10 protein-coding genes and 1 riboswitch are annotated in these 16,890 nt (G+C 64.2%); of the genes, 2 read left to right on the forward strand and 8 right to left on the reverse strand.

Features of this window, described 5'->3' with window-relative positions:
- The first annotated feature begins 3 nt into the window (after nt 1-3).
- Entirely contained in the window at nt 4-1,521 is a 1,518-nt protein-coding gene (locus tag FB461_RS02455; protein ID WP_142118636.1) for an NCS2 family permease, read from the forward strand.
- Between the two features lie 145 nt (nt 1,522-1,666).
- On the opposite strand, the gene FB461_RS02460 is transcribed toward FB461_RS02455, so the two are convergent.
- The 8 genes from FB461_RS02460 to FB461_RS02495 form a co-directional block, all read right to left on the reverse strand.
- Nucleotides 1,667-3,061 (reverse strand): aminotransferase class V-fold PLP-dependent enzyme, encoded by a 1,395-nt coding sequence (locus FB461_RS02460; protein ID WP_142118638.1) that lies wholly within the window; start codon nt 3,059-3,061, stop codon nt 1,667-1,669.
- A 26-nt stretch (nt 3,062-3,087) separates the two neighbouring features.
- Nucleotides 3,088-3,203: riboswitch (SAM riboswitch) on the reverse strand.
- Between the two features lie 262 nt (nt 3,204-3,465).
- A complete protein-coding gene (locus tag FB461_RS02465; RefSeq protein ID WP_142118640.1) occupies nt 3,466-4,188 on the reverse strand; it encodes a CBS domain-containing protein in 723 nt (240 codons plus the stop codon).
- A 27-nt stretch (nt 4,189-4,215) separates the two neighbouring features.
- A complete protein-coding gene (locus tag FB461_RS02470) occupies nt 4,216-4,677 on the reverse strand; it encodes a SufE family protein (RefSeq protein WP_142118642.1) in 462 nt (153 codons plus the stop codon).
- Nucleotides 4,678-4,789: 112 nt separating this feature from the next.
- Nucleotides 4,790-7,825 (reverse strand): Ig-like domain repeat protein, encoded by a 3,036-nt coding sequence (locus FB461_RS02475; RefSeq protein WP_142118644.1) that lies wholly within the window; start codon nt 7,823-7,825, stop codon nt 4,790-4,792.
- A gap of 107 nt (nt 7,826-7,932) precedes the next feature.
- Nucleotides 7,933-9,411, reverse strand: coding sequence for a fibronectin type III domain-containing protein (locus tag FB461_RS02480; RefSeq protein ID WP_142118648.1), 1,479 nt, complete (start codon nt 9,409-9,411; stop codon nt 7,933-7,935).
- Nucleotides 9,412-9,456: 45 nt separating this feature from the next.
- Nucleotides 9,457-10,908: a dicarboxylate/amino acid:cation symporter gene (locus FB461_RS02485; RefSeq protein WP_142118650.1), complete on the reverse strand. Its 1,452-nt coding sequence runs from the start codon at nt 10,906-10,908 to the stop codon at nt 9,457-9,459.
- A 177-nt stretch (nt 10,909-11,085) separates the two neighbouring features.
- Nucleotides 11,086-11,985, reverse strand: a complete 900-nt coding sequence (locus tag FB461_RS02490) for a sulfurtransferase (RefSeq protein WP_142118652.1) — start codon at nt 11,983-11,985, stop codon at nt 11,086-11,088.
- A 187-nt stretch (nt 11,986-12,172) separates the two neighbouring features.
- Complete coding sequence (locus FB461_RS02495; RefSeq protein ID WP_170222576.1) at nt 12,173-14,362, reverse strand: hypothetical protein; 2,190 nt, start codon at nt 14,360-14,362, stop codon at nt 12,173-12,175.
- A gap of 626 nt (nt 14,363-14,988) precedes the next feature.
- Between FB461_RS02495 and FB461_RS02500 the strand changes: the two genes are divergently transcribed.
- The gene (locus FB461_RS02500) at nt 14,989-16,842 is read left to right on the forward strand and encodes an ABC transporter family substrate-binding protein (protein ID WP_170222578.1); all 1,854 of its coding nucleotides are present in this window, start codon (nt 14,989-14,991) and stop codon (nt 16,840-16,842) included.
- Nucleotides 16,843-16,890: the final 48 nt, after the last annotated feature.

Genomic DNA, 16,890 nt, shown 5'->3' on the forward strand with positions numbered 1-16,890 from the left:
GCAATGGCTTCGAAGTCTTCGAGCCCGGCCAAAGCCGGGCCACCCAAGGGAAAACCGTCAAACAAGAGCGCCTCGGCGACATCCAAGAACTTCCTCGACCGCTTTTTCAAGATCACCGAGCGCGGCTCGACGATCGGCACCGAGATTCGCGGTGGTCTGGTGACCTTCTTCGCGATGAGCTACATCATCGTGCTGAACCCGATCATCCTCGGTACCGCCAAGGACGGCACCGGTGCCTTCTTGGGCGGCGGTGCAGAGCCCAACCTTGCGAAGGTCGCAGCTACAACCGCCCTGGTCGCCGGCGTGCTCTCGATCCTGATGGGTGTTGTGGCGAACTTCCCGCTCGCGCTCGCGGCCGGACTCGGGCTAAACGCGGTCGTTGCGTTTGGCATTGCCAATATCGATGGCATGACTTGGGCCGATGCCATGGGCATCGTGGTACTTGAGGGAATCATCATCCTCGCGCTGGTGCTCACTGGGTTCCGGACGGCGGTGTTCCGCGCGGTTCCCCGGACCATCAAGACGGCCATCAGCGTCGGCATAGGCTTGTTCATCGCGCTGATCGGTCTCTTCGACGCTGGCTTCGTGCGGATTCCCGGCAGCCTGGCCACGCCGCTCGAACTCGGGATCGGCGGCTCGCTCGGTTCGTGGCCGCTACTCGTATTCGTGATCGGGTTGCTCCTCACGTTCGTTCTCATGATCCGCAAGGTCAAGGGCGCCATCCTGATCTCGATCGTCGTGTCAACCGTCCTGGCGATCATCGTGCAGGCGATCACCAAGGTCGGTGGAATCACGCCCGACAACGCCGCTGGATGGAAGCTGAACGTTCCCGAGGCACCTGACGCTGTCGTCGCGACCCCCGACTTCTCGCTCGTGGGCCAGTTCTCCTTGTTCGGCTCGATCGGCAAGATCGGAATCGTCGCGGTCATCCTGCTCGTGTTCTCGATCATGCTCGCCGACTTCTTCGACACGATGGGCACAATGGTGGCCGTTGGCGCCGAGGCCAATCTGCTGGACGAGGAGGGCAACCCGCCCAAGACCAAGCAGATCCTGATCGTCGACTCGATCGCGGCCGCCGCTGGCGGTGCGGCGTCGGTGTCCTCCAACACGTCGTACATCGAGTCGAGTGCCGGCGTCGGTGACGGGGCGCGCACGGGCCTCGCATCGGTCGTGACCGGAATCGCCTTCCTGCTCGCGACCTTCCTCGCCCCGCTCGTCAACATCGTGCCGTCCGAGGCCGCCGCCCCCGCGCTGGTGGTTGTCGGCTTCCTGATGATGACCCAGGTGACGGACATCAACTGGAAGAGCTACGAGGTTGCGGTTCCCGCGTTTCTGACGCTGGTGCTCATGCCGTTCACCTACTCGATCACGGCGGGTATCGGCGCGGGCATCATCTCGTGGGCGATCATCCAGATCGTCACCGGCAAGATCAGGAAGATCCACCCGCTCATGTGGGTCGCGACGCTCATGTTCGTCGCCTACTTCCTGATCGGCCCCCTCAGGCACGCCGCGGGAATCTGATCCAGGAATCCTGCAGCTAGGCCGGGCGACGACACCGGTTGTGGTTGCTCAGCACCCCCTACATCGGGTGCTGGGCAGCCACAACCGGTGTTCTACTGCCGAAGGGACGTCATTCTCCCGCCGATGGGACGTCTTGGCGGGGCTGTTACGGGGCCAGGATCCCGCACTGGGAGGCGGCGGTCGGCACTAGCGCTCCCAGTCCAAGCGGGAGCGGACGCGGATCGTTCGCCAGGACCCAGCCGCCGTCGAGCGTCTCGTATTCGAAGCCCGGGCCATTCGCCACGAGCTGCCGGAGCGCAGTGAGCAGGGTGTCGACGTCTGCGGATGACGAGCCGACGCCGATGCTCGCGCGTACGGCGCCACCGGAGAATCCGAGCCGCCGCAGCAGCGGGTGCGCGCAGAACTTGCCGTCGCGGACACCGATCCCGAACTCCGCCGACAGTTGCATGGCGAGCAGACCAGGCTCTACGCCGTCCACCGTGAACGTGGCCACGCCTATTGCCTCGTCCGAATCTGCCCAGATACGCGCCGTGCGCACCCCAGGAATCTGCGCGAGTCCGCGCAGCAGGCGCCCGCGAAGCTCGCGATCGTGCTGGTCGAGGGCGGCTGCGCCGATGCCGTCGAGTGCGTCGCATGCGGCGGCCAGTGCGACCGCCCCGATCACGTTGGGGGATCCCCCCTCGTGACGCGCCGGGCCGGTCTGCCAGACGACGTCATCGATTCCGACGTGCCCGACGGCGCCCCCACCGGCGAGGAAGGCTGGAGCGGCGTCCAGCCAATCCGACTTGCCTATCAGGGCCCCAGCCCCGTAGGGGGCGTACAGCTTGTGACCGGAGATCGCGATGTAGTCGATCCCGAGTTCGGAGATCGAGAAACGTCGATGGGGCGCCAACTGGGCGGCATCCACGAACAGGCGCGCACCGCCCTCGTGAGCGATGTCCGCTACCTGCGCCAGCGGAAGGGCCTCGCCAGTGACGTTGGACGCGCCCGTAATCGCAAGTAGTGCGTAGGGCGAGCGCGCCAGCTCTGTGCGCAGCGTTTCGAGCGTTTCCGCGATCGTCGTCGGAGCGGGGATCGTGCGCACGGTATGGTTCGTGCGCCGCCAGGGGAGAAGGTTCGCATGATGCTCGACGTCCAGGACGAGCACATTGCCCGGAACAGAGGCGGCCAGCAGGTTTGTCGCGTCCGTCGTGTTGCGGACGATGATCGTCTCATCGGCTCGAGTGGCGCCGAAGAAGGCTCCGATGCGCTGCCGCGAATCCTCGTAGAGCGACGTAGAGACCCTGGACAGGTAGCCGGCGCCGCGGTGTACCGATGAGTACCACGGGAGCACTTCGGCCACGCGGCCCGCAACGGACTCCAGCGCCGGAGCGCTCGCGGCGATGTCGAGGTTCACATATCTGGTGTGGCTGCCGTCCGCGAGCGGCACTTGCGTGGCTGCGCCGATGAGCGGCGCCAGCGGCGCCCGATCAGCGAGGCGAGCGGTGTGGAGGCCGTCGCCTCGCTCGGTACATTCGGGGGTGGAAGTTGTCGCAGTCATGTCGATCCTCCTCGCCCCTGCGGGGCGCGTAGCGCTTGCCGCACGCACTTCGCGCGTGGCCTGGTCGTCACCCGGAGCACCCCACCGCTTGCAGGAGGGTTGCCGACCAGTGAGCCGGGGCTTTCCACTGGTACTCGTGACCGTGACTCCATTGTGCCCGTAGGGCAGCGGTTTGGACTAGTTTCAGCTGGTGAGTTCTCATACTTCGGACAGCAATTTGCCGACCGTCTCAAGTTTTGGACGATAGTCCGCGCGGCTCAAACCGGTTCCATGACGGGGGCGTACGCGCCCGCCTGGGCGTAGTCCGCTGGACGCGGCAGCGCGCGCACTCCCTCGCACGTCACGCACCCGGTCCGCGGGCCTCGTCCATCGTCGCCCGCCACGAATCAGCGCGCCGCGACGAACTACAGCGCGAGCGCTTCCTGCAACTCGCCAAGGTCGGAGCGCACCAGCAGGCCCTGGGGCGGGTCGGTATCGCGACCCGACGCCGTGAGGATGACGACCTTCGGGCCGGCGGCGGGGCTGAGCGTGGCTATGGCCTCCGCGACCGACACCGTGACTGGCAGGAACACCGCCACTTCGTACGACTCCACGTGCGAGAGGACGTCGCGCACGCGGGCCTCCTCGATCAGCGCGTCGCCGTTGTCGTCGACGTGCAGCGCGAGCCATCTCGCGATGCCATTGGTGGTCAGCAGCCCCGCGAACGTGCCATTGTCGTATACGGGGATCTGGGAGATCTCGCGTTCACGCATCACCGCCAGCCACGGCCCGAGGGCGTCACCACTGGCCGCGCGGGCGATTGCACTCGAGGCGAAGCGGATTGCTCTGCTGGGCCGGCGTATTTCCTGCAGTATGCGCTCGGCGCGGGCGACGACATTCCCATCGAGGATGCCCATGGGGTCCGGGGCGTCGTGATGCTGGTGCGCCACGGATTCACGATGTGACGACAGGCGCCACAGGTCGATTCCGTAGTGCGTGGCCACCGGATCGCCGGCCGCTATCGCGGCCCTCGTTACGGCACCGAGGCCATGCACGCGTTCCAAGTCGTTGCCCGCGCGCAACTCTGCTTCGATCGCGTCGGTGGCGGCGATGAGCTCGGAGGCGAATTGTTCGGTACGGATGCCCACGGTGTGCCTCCTCGGGGTAGGCGACTGTCAGCTCGAACGAGCGGCTAGTTGTTCGCGCACTTGGCGCTTGGTTCGGCTCAGAATCCCGGCCATCCCCCGCAGACGTAGCGGGGAGACCGCGTTGTCGAGGCCGATCCACGCCGGATAGTCGTCGGGAATGTTGAGCACCTCGTCGGCGGTGAGGCCGCTGATTCCCTGGACGAGGATGGAGGCGAAGCCTCGTGTCGTCGGGGCCTCCTCCGGAGCGGTCGCGTAGAGATGGACCTTGGCCTCATCGTCCAGTTCTGCGAAGGCCCGGACGGGGGACTGACACTCCTCGACTCGTTCCAGCAGACCCGGTGCGCTCTGGTACTTGGCCGGCAGCGACGGCAGCTCGCGCGAGAACTCGAGCAGCAGTTGCAGGCGTTCGCGTTCCGGCAACGCGAGGAAGTCCTCGCGGATACTGGCAAGAACCTCAGGCAGCGCCTTGTCGGCAGGAGCGGTGGTCATATCTCTATCTTTTCACTTAGTTCCGGCGGAGCGCACATGTATCACTACGCGAGTCGCCACCGGATATACGTGAGGGCCGGATGGAGTGACTCCACCCGGCCCTCACGCTTACTCACCGGACTCGGACGGTGATCTTCTTGGAATTGGCCGCCTTGTAGAGCTTGTCGCCCTTGTAGGAGGCCGTGATGGTCCACTTGCCAGCGGCCGCCTTCGGCAGCTTGACAGTGGCCTTGCCCTTCTTGACGCTGACCGTGATCTTCTTGGTCGACTTCGCCTTCTTCAGGGTCAGCGTGACCTTTCCGGTCGCTTTCGCCAGGCCGCTGGCCGAAGCGATCGTGACGGTCGCCTTGCCGGCTTTCTTCTTGGTCGGCGCCTTGCTGACCTTGACCTTCGGCTGGGCCGCAGCGGCCTTGTCGACGGTCAGTTGCGCGGAGGCGGCACCGCCGGTCAGGTTGGCGTCGCCGTTGTAGGCGAGCTTGACCGTGTACGACCCAGCGGCGAGCGCCTTCGGCAGCTGGACGGCGGCCTTGCCCGCGACGAGCGTGGCAGTGACCGTCGACCCGGTACCCGTGAGCGTGACCTGGCCGGTCGCACCCTGCCCGTTCGCCGCCTTGACCTCGATCGCGGCGGATGCCGACTTGCCGTAGGTGCCCTTCGTGACGCTCAGTGTGGCGGTCGGCGCGCTCTTCGCGATCGTGATCGTGGCCTGCGCGGGCGTGCCGGGAGTCACGTTGCTGTCGCCAGCATAAGTGGCGACGACGTTGTGGGTCCCCGCCGCGATCGTTGCCGGCACGGTGATCGTGGCGACGCCCTCGTTCAACTGACCCGTGAGTGGGCCGGAGGAAAGGCCGGTGATGGCGACGGCTCCCGTCGCGTCCGGGCTGACCGTGACCTTGACCGCACCGGCGCTACCGTAGGACCAGGACGAGACCTGCTCCGCCTGAATCACTGCCGGTGCCTTGTCGATGGTGATCGTTACCGGGGTGGCGGAGGACGCTGAGTACTGACCGTCGCCCTCGTAGGTTGCGGTGGCGGTGAACGTGCCCGCGGGAGCATTCGCTGGAATCGCGATGTTTGCGACTCCGCCCGAGATCGTTCCGCTAAGCGAGAGGCCGCCGATGCCCGTCAGTACGACCGCGCCTGTGGGTGCTTCGGCTTCCTCGTCCGCGTCGGTTCCCTTGGCAACGGCGACCGCGATCGAGCCAGCGGTTCCGTAGGTCAGAGATAGGACGGTGCCCGTGGTTGCGGTCGAGCTGAACTTGGCGACCTGGATGGCCTGAGTCGCGGCGGGCAGAACCGTGCCGCGGCCGAGGTACTTGATCGAGATCGGATCCGCACCTGCCGCCTGGGCGGGGACGGTCACGGTCACGGCCGAGCCATCGCGCTTGAGGCGAACGCGAGGGGAGACCTCGGTACCGGCGCTGTTGATCGCCACGACGTAGCCGCGGGGAGAGCCCGTCCCGTTGTTTGGGGCCGCGTTCTGGCTCACGGTGTTGTACGAGATGAAGGGCGCGTAGCCGGATGCGGTGACGGTGACGTCGACGTTCGTGACCTCGCCGGGCGTGATGGATGCAGCACCACCCTGGATTGTGCCGGCGACCGAGGTCGGGTACGTCGTACCGGCTAGCCCACCGAGGATGGTCTCGATTTCAGCGATAGCTTCCTTGGCGAATGCCCGGTTGCTGGCGAGTCCGTTGCCACCGGCGACGTAGTAAGACCCGCCGTATGTCTTGTCTTCGACCGGAAGATCGCGACCCTTGACGAACCACCATTCCGTCATGTGCTCGGTGTAGCCGCCGTTGTCGTTGTAACGAATGCCCTGGTCTACGACGGGTGCGGGGTTTCCCAAACCGTCCTTGTGGTCCTTGTTGTACGTCAGGACGTGGCCGACCTGGAGGCGGCGGGATTCCAGAGATTCTTTGGTGACATCGCCGCCGGGGTAGTAGGCATTCGGGGAAGCTCCCTGCTCGCCGGTGAGCGCGTACTCGGCCACGGCATTGGTCAGGTAGTTGTTGATGAGTTCGCCGTACAGGTGTGCCGGTGCCGTGATCCGCTTGTCTGCGCCCTCACCGACGGTTTGCAGACCTGCGCTCTTGTTGGACCGGATGTGATCGTAGTTGGTGCCACCGTTGCTGGTCGAGAACAGCGAGAAGTCCAGGTTGTAGACGGTCTTGATACCGTCCTCCTGCGCGATCCGGTTCACGTCTTTGATGAACGCGCGAGTGTTGTGGCACCACGTTCCACCAAAGAGGAACGGCACGTCACCTGACTGTTGCAGCAACTTGATGGCCTCAGGGTAGGTGACGGACGCTACGCGCCATCCGGCGGCGTTGTCAGCGTCGTCGAGGATGTTCCCACCATACTGTTGCTCGTTCGGGTAGGTAGCCAGATGCCGACGGTTGACCTCATCCTCGTAGAAGTCGAAGTCGGAGTTCTCCGCGTAGTCGGTGACGGTTCCGAAGAACGTGGACAGCTCGCTTGCATAGGCGGATTTCTTTGCCTCGGTGTCCAGGTCGGCCGCGGTTTTCTTGGTGGTGAGCGATGCCACAACGCGGTCGTTGGCTTCACCGATTTTGCGGTCCTTGTTCGTGATGAACAGGTAGGGAGCGGACGTGATACCGGTGATCGGGTCCAGATTGAACTGAGGTGTGGTGTCCTCGTTCAGGATCGTCCGCAGAGGGCCGCCGGTGGAGTTGTTTGTCGGCCCTTCGTTCTTCCAGTAGTCCAGCCCGGCCCCGCCCAGGACGGATGCAAGTTCGGTGTGGTTGAAGATGTTGAGTTTGCCGCCGTCGATACGCGGGTTGAACAGCAGGATCTGCTTGATTCCGGCTGTCTTCGCAGCTGTGTTGATGACGGGCAGTGATGCTCGTGAGGATGGGTCGGTGGGGTCCGCGATCACGACGGGGTAGTTCCCGGACTTGAAGCGAAGGATGTACTTGAGGCGCTCAATGGTGACGGATTCGAAGACATGCTGGCCGGCTTCGAGGCCGGGGAATACGTCCGCGATGTAGTCGTAGTCGACACCGTGGGCGGGTGCGGGAAGATCCGCATGTGCAGCAGGTGCGACGGCGCCGAGCAGCGTGGTGGCTGCGAGGGCTGCGATCACCCCGGCGGCGAACCCGCGGCGGGGGCTGGTCGTCGGTGACATTGTGGTTTCTCACTTTCTGCTGTCATGATTGACAGGCTGATTTCGGGTACTACTCGGGGTTGGTGGGCTGGATCAGGTCGGGCGAAATTCGATTGATCCAGCCCTTTCTATTTGGTGACGGCAGGCTGGCGCGCATCGCTGGCGACGAACGCCGGGATCACCGGCCGATTGAATGAGACCTGTTCGGGTGACCAGGCCGGGCTTGCGGGCTGAGCTGCGTGCGCGGCTCGGATGGGGGCCTCGTCGTTGAACGCTGAGGCGGGTACGGGCGGCTCCGTCGGACCATCCGTAGTGCTGGCACGCTTTGCCGCACGCCGCTTGCGACCCGGCTGGCGAGCCGCATGCAGGAGCAGCGACAAGACGCCGGCGATCGCGAGGGCCGCCAGGATGATCAGTCCGGTTGTCGGGGGAATGGTTTCGATCGGCGTGGCAAGGGCCGCCTCGTCGGCCTCGGCTGCAACGGCCGTCACCGCCTCATCCTCGGCGGCGGCTACCGTGACGGGCGTTTCCGTCAGCGCTTCCCCGTCGAACGCCGCGACGAAGGTGTGATCGCCCGCCGGAATGTCGTCCGGAATCTGCACCAGCGTCTGGAAGTTTCCATCGGCGTTTGTCGTGACAGTGGCCAGCCAGGTCGGGGTTGAGTGGAGCTCGATGTCGATGTCGATGTTCGGCTCGTACCCGGTGCCCTCGAGCGCGACTACGGCACCCGGGGTGATGTCCCCGTCCCAGCTCAGGTCTCCCGCGAGGATCGCGATCTCACCGATCTGCACAACATCCGACGGCGCTGATGACAGCGATTCGCCGGCCGCGTTGACGGCCCGCACCGCGGCGCGATACTCGCCATCGGACAGGTCTGAGAAGGTGTACGTCGTGGTGGTCGCATCCGTCTCCACCGGGTCCTGGCCGCTCACGCGCAGGACGTAGCCCGAGACGCTCTCGAGTTCGGCGTCGGTAGCTGCTTGCCACGTGACCGTCAGGTCGTTCCCGTCCACCGTGAGCACGGGCGCCGCCGGAGCGGTGGGTGCGCCGGAGACGGCAACCTCGTCGGCCGATCCGGTGACTTCCTCGGCTTGTGCGGCCGCCTTGGAGCTGGTGTTCTTCGAGGATGAGGTGGTCGTCGGCTTCTTCGTCGTGGTCGGCTTCTTGGTGGTCGTCGGCTTCTTCGTCGTGGTCGGCTTCTTGGTCGTGGTCGGCTTCGAGGTGCCCTTCGACCCCGTGGTCGGCTTGGGTGCCGACGGCTTGGTCGGTGCGGGCGTCTCGTCGTTCTTCAGCTCGTCGGCGTACTTGACGATGCTGGGATCGCCCTGCCAGATGCCGGTCGAGCGCGAGGGCAGGACCCACAGGCCGTCAGTATCTAGGTAGCAACCCGGAATCGGCTGGCACCACTTGTCGTCGGCGAGGTTTGTGAGTGCCGAGCCGCTGTCATCGTTGAGGCAGTTGATGTCGTCTCCGCCATCGACCCACTCTGCCGACGCAGCCTGTGCCCCTGCGGCGCCGGTGAGTTGCAGACCGGCTGTGAGGAGGCCGGCGATCCCGGCCACGATGAGGCGAGCCAGGGGGCGGCGAGGCGTTGCGTGAATAGTCACTGCTGCAATTCCTTCTTGGGCTTGATTCGGTGAAGACGGGCGATATCAGCGGACGGTGGTCGGCGTGCGCTCGGGCATCGCGCAGGCGCCGATAGGCACACCGCCGTAGTCGGGGGTGTCGAATTCGAGTTCTTCGAGGACGAGTTCCTCGTCGCGCTTCGTGTCCGCGACGAGGGGTGCGGCCTGCTTGATGCCGGCGAAGATCTCGTCATCGAGTTCGCCCTGCTTGCGGGCGACGATGGTGGCGGCGACGGCGGCAGCCGTCACGTTGTTCATGGTGCGCGCCATGTCGGCGACGGCGCTGATCGGAAGCGTGAGGATCACGACCTCCAGCGGCAGTCCGGCCGCTGTCAGAACGGTCGTAGCGGTGATCGTGGCGGTACCCGGCACCCCCGCGGTCCCGATGGACACGAGCAGCCCAAGGAGCACCAGCACGGCATAGTCGCTCAGCCCGTAGGAGATGTTCAATCCGTTGATCGCGAAGACTGCAAGCAGGATCGGCCAGATTCCAGCGCAACCGGGCATTCCGATGGTGGTGCCGAGCGGTGCGGTGAAGCCTGCGATCTGAGGCGGCACGCCGACCCGCTCACGAAGCAGCGACGTGGTCAAGGGCAGGGTTCCTGCGCTGGACTGCGTGGTGAAGGCGGTGAGCTGGGCCGGCAGGATCTTCTTGAAGAAGGCGATCGGGCTGACATTCGCGCTCACGCGCAGGAAGATCGCGTTGATGAGATATGCCGAAATGAAGCAGACGACGAATGCGATTACGAGGAGTTTGAGCAGCGAGAGAATCTGGGCGCTGTTCCCCGTGACAGTCGATGTGAACGAGGTGGTCAGCGCCAGCACTGCGTATGGCGTGAGGGCGATGATGAACCCGACTGCCTTGTAGATGATCTCTCGCGACGCGTCGATGAGCCGCTTGAACGGAGCGACGGAAGTGGGATTGCGGTCCGCGATGAGCGAGTACGCGATGGCGATCAGGATCGAGAACAGGATGATCGGGATGATGTTGTTCTCGGAGATGTCCTTGACGATGTTCGTGGGGAAGAAGTTGACGAACACCTCGGTGAACGGTTGCTTCAGTTCCTCGAGCGAACGCGTGTCGACCCCGGCCGTGTCCAGCCCCGCGCCCTTGCCGAGCCCTACTTGAAGCGAGATGCCGAGAGTGAGCAGGATGGACACGAAGTTGAGTGCGAGGAGCCAGAACACCGAGCGCCCGCCAATCGCCTTGAGCTCCGAGGTGGAGCCGAGCGATGTGATCGATGACAGGATCGAGACAATGACGAGCGGCGCCACGATCGCAAGTAGCAGGTTGACGTAGATCCGGCCGATCGGCTGAACGTAGTCCACGTGTCCGCGGAACACGATCCCGAGGCCAACGCCCAGGAAGAGCGCTAGCAGCGTGACGACTGAGAAGTTCACCTTCCGCCGGGTAAGCACGAAGAGGCCGCAACCGATACCGGCTGTGACCACGAGCGCGATGACATCCCACGACGGCATTTAAACCTCCGATAGTCGATAGGGTTAATTCTTTATTGACACAGCCTCGCATAACGGACATCTGGCATAGAGCCGAGTCCGAGTGCTGAGAAGGTGGGGCGAATGTGTGGTGCTTGACCGCGAATCGCCGCTGGGTTGAGGGGGTCGGAGCGGACCTCCGACCCCCTCAACGTGTCCCTAGACGAGAGCCCCGGCTGCCTCGCCCTTGACGATCGGCACGCGAACAGCATTGCCCCACTCGGTCCAGGAGCCGTCGTAGTTCTTGACGTTCTGAAGTCCCAGCAGGAAGTGCAGGGCGAACCAGGTGTGGCTGGAGCGCTCCCCGATGCGGCAGTACGTGACGATGGCGTCGTCGCTCGTAAGGCCCAGGCCGCCGGCCTGGTAGATAGCCTCGAGCTCGGCACGAGTCTTGTAGGTCCCGTCCTCGGCAACCGCGGTGGCCCATGGCACGTTGCGCGCAGTCGGGATGTGACCGCCGCGCAGGACGCCCTCCTCCGGGTAGTCCGGGATGTGCAGGCGCTCGCCCGTGTACTCCGGCAACGAGCGGATGTCGACGAGCGGGCCCTGTCCGATGTGGTTGAGCACGCCCTCCTTGAAGATCCGGAAGGTGACGTCGTCGCGCGAGGCGGTCGGGTAGTTTCCCGGCACTGGTGCGGGTACGTCGGTCGTCAGCTCGCGACCCTCCGCAACCCACTTACCGCGGCCGCCATCAAGTAGGCGGACGTCCTCGTGACCGTAGATGGTGAAGACCCACGCCGCGTAGGCGGCCCACCAGTTGTTCTTGTCGCCGTAGATGATGACCGTCGTGTCCTTGGAGATGCCCTTGGAACTCAGCAGGTCGGCGAACTTGTCACCGGGGATGTACTCGCGGATGTCGGGGTCGTTCAGGTCGGTGTGCCAGTCGATCTTGACGGCACCCGGGATATGACCGGTCTCGTAGAGCAGGACGTCCTCGTCTGATTCGACGACCACGATGCCGGGAGTACCGAGGTGCTCGGCGAGCCACTGCGTGGTGACCAGGCGCTCGGGATGTGCGTACTCCTGGATGCGGGGGTCGTTGTCGATAGGTGCGGTCATTGGGGTCCCCTCCTGGAAGTGAAATGTGCCGCTGTTGCACGATCACCATAGGTCGTGGGCGCCTCGTCCTTCGACCTCATCGGGGGAAGATCTCACAAATCGAGATGCGTGCCGGACAAATTCCCCTAAATCGGCCAAAAATCTTCCGTAGCAGCTCCTGGTTTACCGTCCACAATGTGAGAACGCGCTAGCGCGTCACGCTCGCCTGCGCGCGAGCGACGCCCCAGGTGTGCGGATACGGGTACGCGCCGTCCGCAGGTATCCAGTAGTGCGCGTCGGTAACGAGGACATCGACCAAGTAGTCGCCCGCGGGAAGTCCCGACATGTCGTAACTCCACGTTGTCGGCGCGCCGGGCGTTGTCGCGAGCGCCGCCGAGCGAATCAGTGGGCCACCGGCCTTGCGCTGCAGATAAATGACGGCGACGCCGAGTTCGTTCACCTGCTGCTGCGGAACGAACTTCACGGTGAGGGTGTTGCCGGAGATTGCCGCGCTAGAAATCGTCACCGTGGGCGACTGGTTCGTGACGGTGATGGTGCGGACGGCCACAGTTGTGCGGCCGCGCGCGTCGGTGGCCACGAACCTCATGGTGTAACTGCCATCGGGAAGATTGTTGAGCGGCATCGTCCGGCTGATCGACAGCGCGCCGGCATTGCCGTGCTGCGACAGGTAGGCCGAACTCGTCGACCAGGGATAGTCGAGGTAAGCGTAAAGCGAAACGACATTAGCTGCGCCGATGCCGCGTGAGCGAGCCGTGATGTCGATGGGAATGGATCCGGCGACCGGCTGGCCAGCCGCCGGGGATCTCACCTCCACGACCGGCGCGTTGGGCAGCGGCGTCACGACGGTGGCCCGGGAAAACGGCGACCAGCCTCGTTCGTTGAAGGTGCGCACGGAAATGTTGTAGGCCACGCCGTTTCGCAGGCCCCCCAGGACACCGGAGAACGACTTAGCTATCCCCGTGCTCAACTTCCCCGAGACCGTGGCTCCGCCGTCAAGGGGAACGGCGCGAGCTTGCCAGCGCTGAACGGGCGCGCCATTGTCGCGGCCCTTGGCCGCGGTGATTCGGGCAGATAGGTCACCGGCAACGATCGCGGGCGCCGCTGGCGCGCTCGGTTTCTTCGCTGCCTTGACGTTTCGCTGGACCATGACCGTGGCCTTCTTGGCCGTGAGCTTCCGGACGGTGATCCGCACTCCGTCCGGTGATGTCCAGGAGGCGCCGACAGGCAGCGCGACCGCCTCGTAGCCATTTTGGGGCTGCATGTCCAGCACGAAGGGGCTCTTCTTCGCGACCCCCGAGGCGACATTGACGGTGACGCCGGTCAGGTCCTTGGTCAGTACCTTGTCCATGCCGGTACGGGTTCTGTACTCGATCCAGTAGATCGACTTCTTGCCCGCCACCTTGACGGTCTTGATACCGCTTCTGGACGATGCGCGCGGGGTGATGGCGAAGGCCTGCTTCGCACGCCCGGCTACCTTGGCTCGAGAACCCGCGAGCCAACCGATTCGTCGACTGATGGCACCCTGCGTCGCCCCAGCAGTCGGCCCGGCACCCATGAGGTCGCCCACATCCCCGTATTCAAGTGATTGACAGCCCTTGTACCTGGCCGTCAGGGTGCGGGACTTGGAGCAGGACACGTAATTCGCGTGGCCGGCACCGAAGGTGTGCGCTAGCTCATGTACGAATACCGATGTGTATCGCGATCCGTTGAGCCACATGATGGTGCCGGGGGTCTGAGCCAGGCCCGCCCAGAAGCAATCCTCGGTCTGCTTGAAGTAGACGACCACGCGATCGTACTTCCGGGGGGAGTACTTGGAGCCTAGCTTCCCTGCCGCTGCCATTGCTCGATTCGCGAGCGTCGAGTAGCTGGCGCATGAGGTCTTCGGGATGGTGGTCCATGGCGTGACAGTCATTGCCACGCCGTACTTTCCCCGGCTCGCCGATCGCGTTGCTTTGTCGGCGCGCTTGGCCAGGTTGCGGAATTGCTTGGCGGTCGAGCGGTCCTTACCGTTGCCCTTCCATCGGACGCGCACGACGAGCGCTTTCAACTTCTTCTTGGCCTTCGCGGGCTTGAGCTTGCCAAAGATCCTCTCTGCCCGCTGGTATGTCGAGGCTGCCAGGACCGCTTCGACGTCGCCATCGCCGGTCGTATGCTGCTCGCCTAGCCCTGCGGGGTTGCGTGTGGGAAGTTCCGCCCTCGGCAGATTCGACCAGTTCATCGCTGCCGGCGAATCCTGCGCCCTTTCGTCGATCGGCGTCAGCGTCCGCGAGATCTCGTGGGATGAACCACCGACGCTCGGGTATTCGAGCGCAGCTGGGTAGTCAGGCGCAACGGGGGCATCGAGCGCGGCTGGCAACCGGAGGGAAGTGGTGCCCACGGGCAAGTCCTGTGCCCCGGAAGCGTGAGGTGGGCCGGCACTGGCCGGCGCGCCCTGCATGCCGATCGCAATGGCTACAACTAGCGCAACTAGGCGTCCGCCACCTTCCGGCGTACGACTGAGCGCTCTGGCGAGGGCTCGCAACCGAGGCCTCCTTAGGGGAACGACGATGCTGGTGGACGCATCGCCACCGCTCACAGCAACCCTAGTTGACCGCGCAATAAATCACCCCTCGAGCCCTTGTGACGGCTGTGATTCAAATTTGCTCAAAGCGTTACCCAACGACTCCGATGAGCATCGAGACGCGCGAATGGTAAAAACGTGGCAAGCCTCACATTATTGCCTGAGAGCTACCGGCCGCGCGCGTACCGAATATCGTCACAAATAGTGCGGAGTACGGCGCGATGGTGCATCGTTAAATTAGTCGCAATCCAGGCAAAAGGGGGCAGCTTCAAGCGTTTCGACTAGGTAACAAAAATCAATGAAGGTGCGCTGTGCGTTGCAACGTGCAGCACATGTGAGTACGTTCATTGGTAATCACTGGCGGCTTATTGGCATTCGCGAAGTGAATTCGCCCTAGCGCCTGGCTGCCGCGTGACTCCAGAATCCTGAGGAAAGGAATACGAGTGAATCACAAGAAGGTAATTAGCGCCGTGGCCCTGACGGCCGCTGGCGCGCTGACGCTTGCTGGCTGCAGCGGCGGTACGAAGGGCGGCTCGACTTCGCCGAGCGATACCGGAAGTGCCACGACCCCCGCGCGCGACTCGATCTCGATCGCCTGGGAGGCCCCGCTCAACTCGCTCAATCTGACCTCCAACAACGGAAACGCGACGCAGAACACGGTCATCGCATCGCTGCTCGATGGCGCGTTCTACTGGTATGACGAGGATCTGGCGACCCAGGACGACGAGTCGTTCGGGACCATCGAGAAGATCTCCGATGATCCCTTGCAGGTCAAGTACACCTACGCCGCGGACACCAACTGGTCCGATGGCGTACCGGTCGGAGCGGCCGACCTGCTGCTCGAGTGGGCCGCGACATCGACCCACTTCAACACGGTCGACATCGAAGACGAGGTGGACGAGGAGGGCAATATCGACGTGGCCGACGACCAGGTCGCCTTCAACTCGGCCATCACCTCGTCGCAGCTGATCGAGGACTTCCCCGAGGTGAGCGCGGACGGTAAGTCGATCACGTTCACGTACTCCAAGAAGTACGCTGACTGGCAGTACTCGTTCGACGGGCGTTCCCTGCCGGCGCACATCGTTGCCAAGCGTGCCTTGGGCATCGATGACCCCACGGCTGCCACCGAGGCGCTGATCAAGGCGTTCAAGGACAAGGACAACGCCGCGCTCGCCAAGGTCTCCAAGGTCTGGAACGACGACTTCAACTTCACGACCCTGCCATCGGAGCCGGAACTGTATCTCTCCAACGGCGCCTACGTGTTGAAGGACTACGTAAAGGACCAGTACCTGACCCTCGCCGCGAACCCCGACTACAAGGGGGCGCGCCCGGCGTCGATTCCCAACGTCACCGTCCGCTTCATTGAGGACCCGATGGCCCAGGTCACCGCACTTCAGAACGGTGAGGTGGATCTGATCGGCCCGCAGGCTTCGGCGGACGTCCGTACGGCTCTGGAGAACCTGGGTGACCAGGTGGTCACGAGCTTCGGCGTGGAGGGCACGTACGAGCATGTTGATCTGGTGTTCCAGAAGGGCAGCCCCTTCTCGGCGGCCACCTACGGCGGCGACGAGGAGAAGGCGCTCAAGGTGCGCCAGGCATTCCTGCAGACGATTCCGCGGCAGGCCATTGTGGACAACCTGATCAAGTCCTCCAACCCCGACGCCGCCGTGCGGAATTCCTTCATCCTCGTGCCCGGTTCCGAGGGCTACGACGAGATGGTGGCGCAGAACGGATCGAGCGCCTACCCCGATGCAGGTGACATCGCCAAGGCGACTGAACTGCTGAAGGAGGCCGGCGTTGACACTCCGGTGAAGGTTCGCTTCGCGTTCAACGCGGACAACGCTCGCCGCGTGAGCCAGTTCGCGCTCATCCAGGATGCCGCCAAGCAGGCAGGCTTCGACGTTGTCGATGCCTCCGCGCCGGCAGCTGACTGGGGCACCCTGCTCGCCCAGAAGCAGAGCGAATACGACGCTTCGCTCTTCGGTTGGCAGACGCAGAGCACGGCGGTTACCGAGGCCGATCCCAACTACCGCACAGGCGGTATCAACAACTTCGGCCTCTATTCCTCCAAGGTCGTAGACGGACTGCTCGACGAGTTGCAGGTCGAAACGGACCCGGCCAAGCAGCTCGAACTGCAGATCAAGGTGGAGCAGGAACTCTGGAAGGACGCGTTCGGAACTGTCATCTTCCAGTTCCCCGCGATCCACGCGTGGACGCCGACGCTCGATGGCGTCAAGCCCAGCGCGATCTCGCCGACCATCTTCAACCAGTACTGGGAGTGGAAGGCCGCGGCGTGATGACACGCTGATCCGAAGGATCAGTCACGTCGAATGTTGAGCGTGTCC

Source organism: Rarobacter faecitabidus, from assembly GCF_006716265.1.
GTDB classification, from domain to species: Bacteria; Actinomycetota; Actinomycetes; order Actinomycetales; family Cellulomonadaceae; genus Rarobacter; species Rarobacter faecitabidus.

What these genes read in the sequence shown, in the direction of transcription:
- FB461_RS02490 (WP_142118652.1), bottom strand. Translation starts at nt 11,985, where the DNA reads ATGACCGCACCTATCGACAACGACCCCCGCATCCAGGAGTACGCACAT.
- FB461_RS02455 (WP_142118636.1), top strand. Translation starts at nt 4, where the DNA reads ATGGCTTCGAAGTCTTCGAGCCCGGCCAAAGCCGGGCCACCCAAGGGA.
- FB461_RS02485 (WP_142118650.1), bottom strand. Translation starts at nt 10,908, where the DNA reads ATGCCGTCGTGGGATGTCATCGCGCTCGTGGTCACAGCCGGTATCGGT.
- FB461_RS02470 (WP_142118642.1), bottom strand. Translation starts at nt 4,677, where the DNA reads ATGACCACCGCTCCTGCCGACAAGGCGCTGCCTGAGGTTCTTGCCAGT.
- FB461_RS02475 (WP_142118644.1), bottom strand. Translation starts at nt 7,825, where the DNA reads ATGTCACCGACGACCAGCCCCCGCCGCGGGTTCGCCGCCGGGGTGATC.
- FB461_RS02460 (WP_142118638.1), bottom strand. Translation starts at nt 3,061, where the DNA reads ATGACTGCGACAACTTCCACCCCCGAATGTACCGAGCGAGGCGACGGC.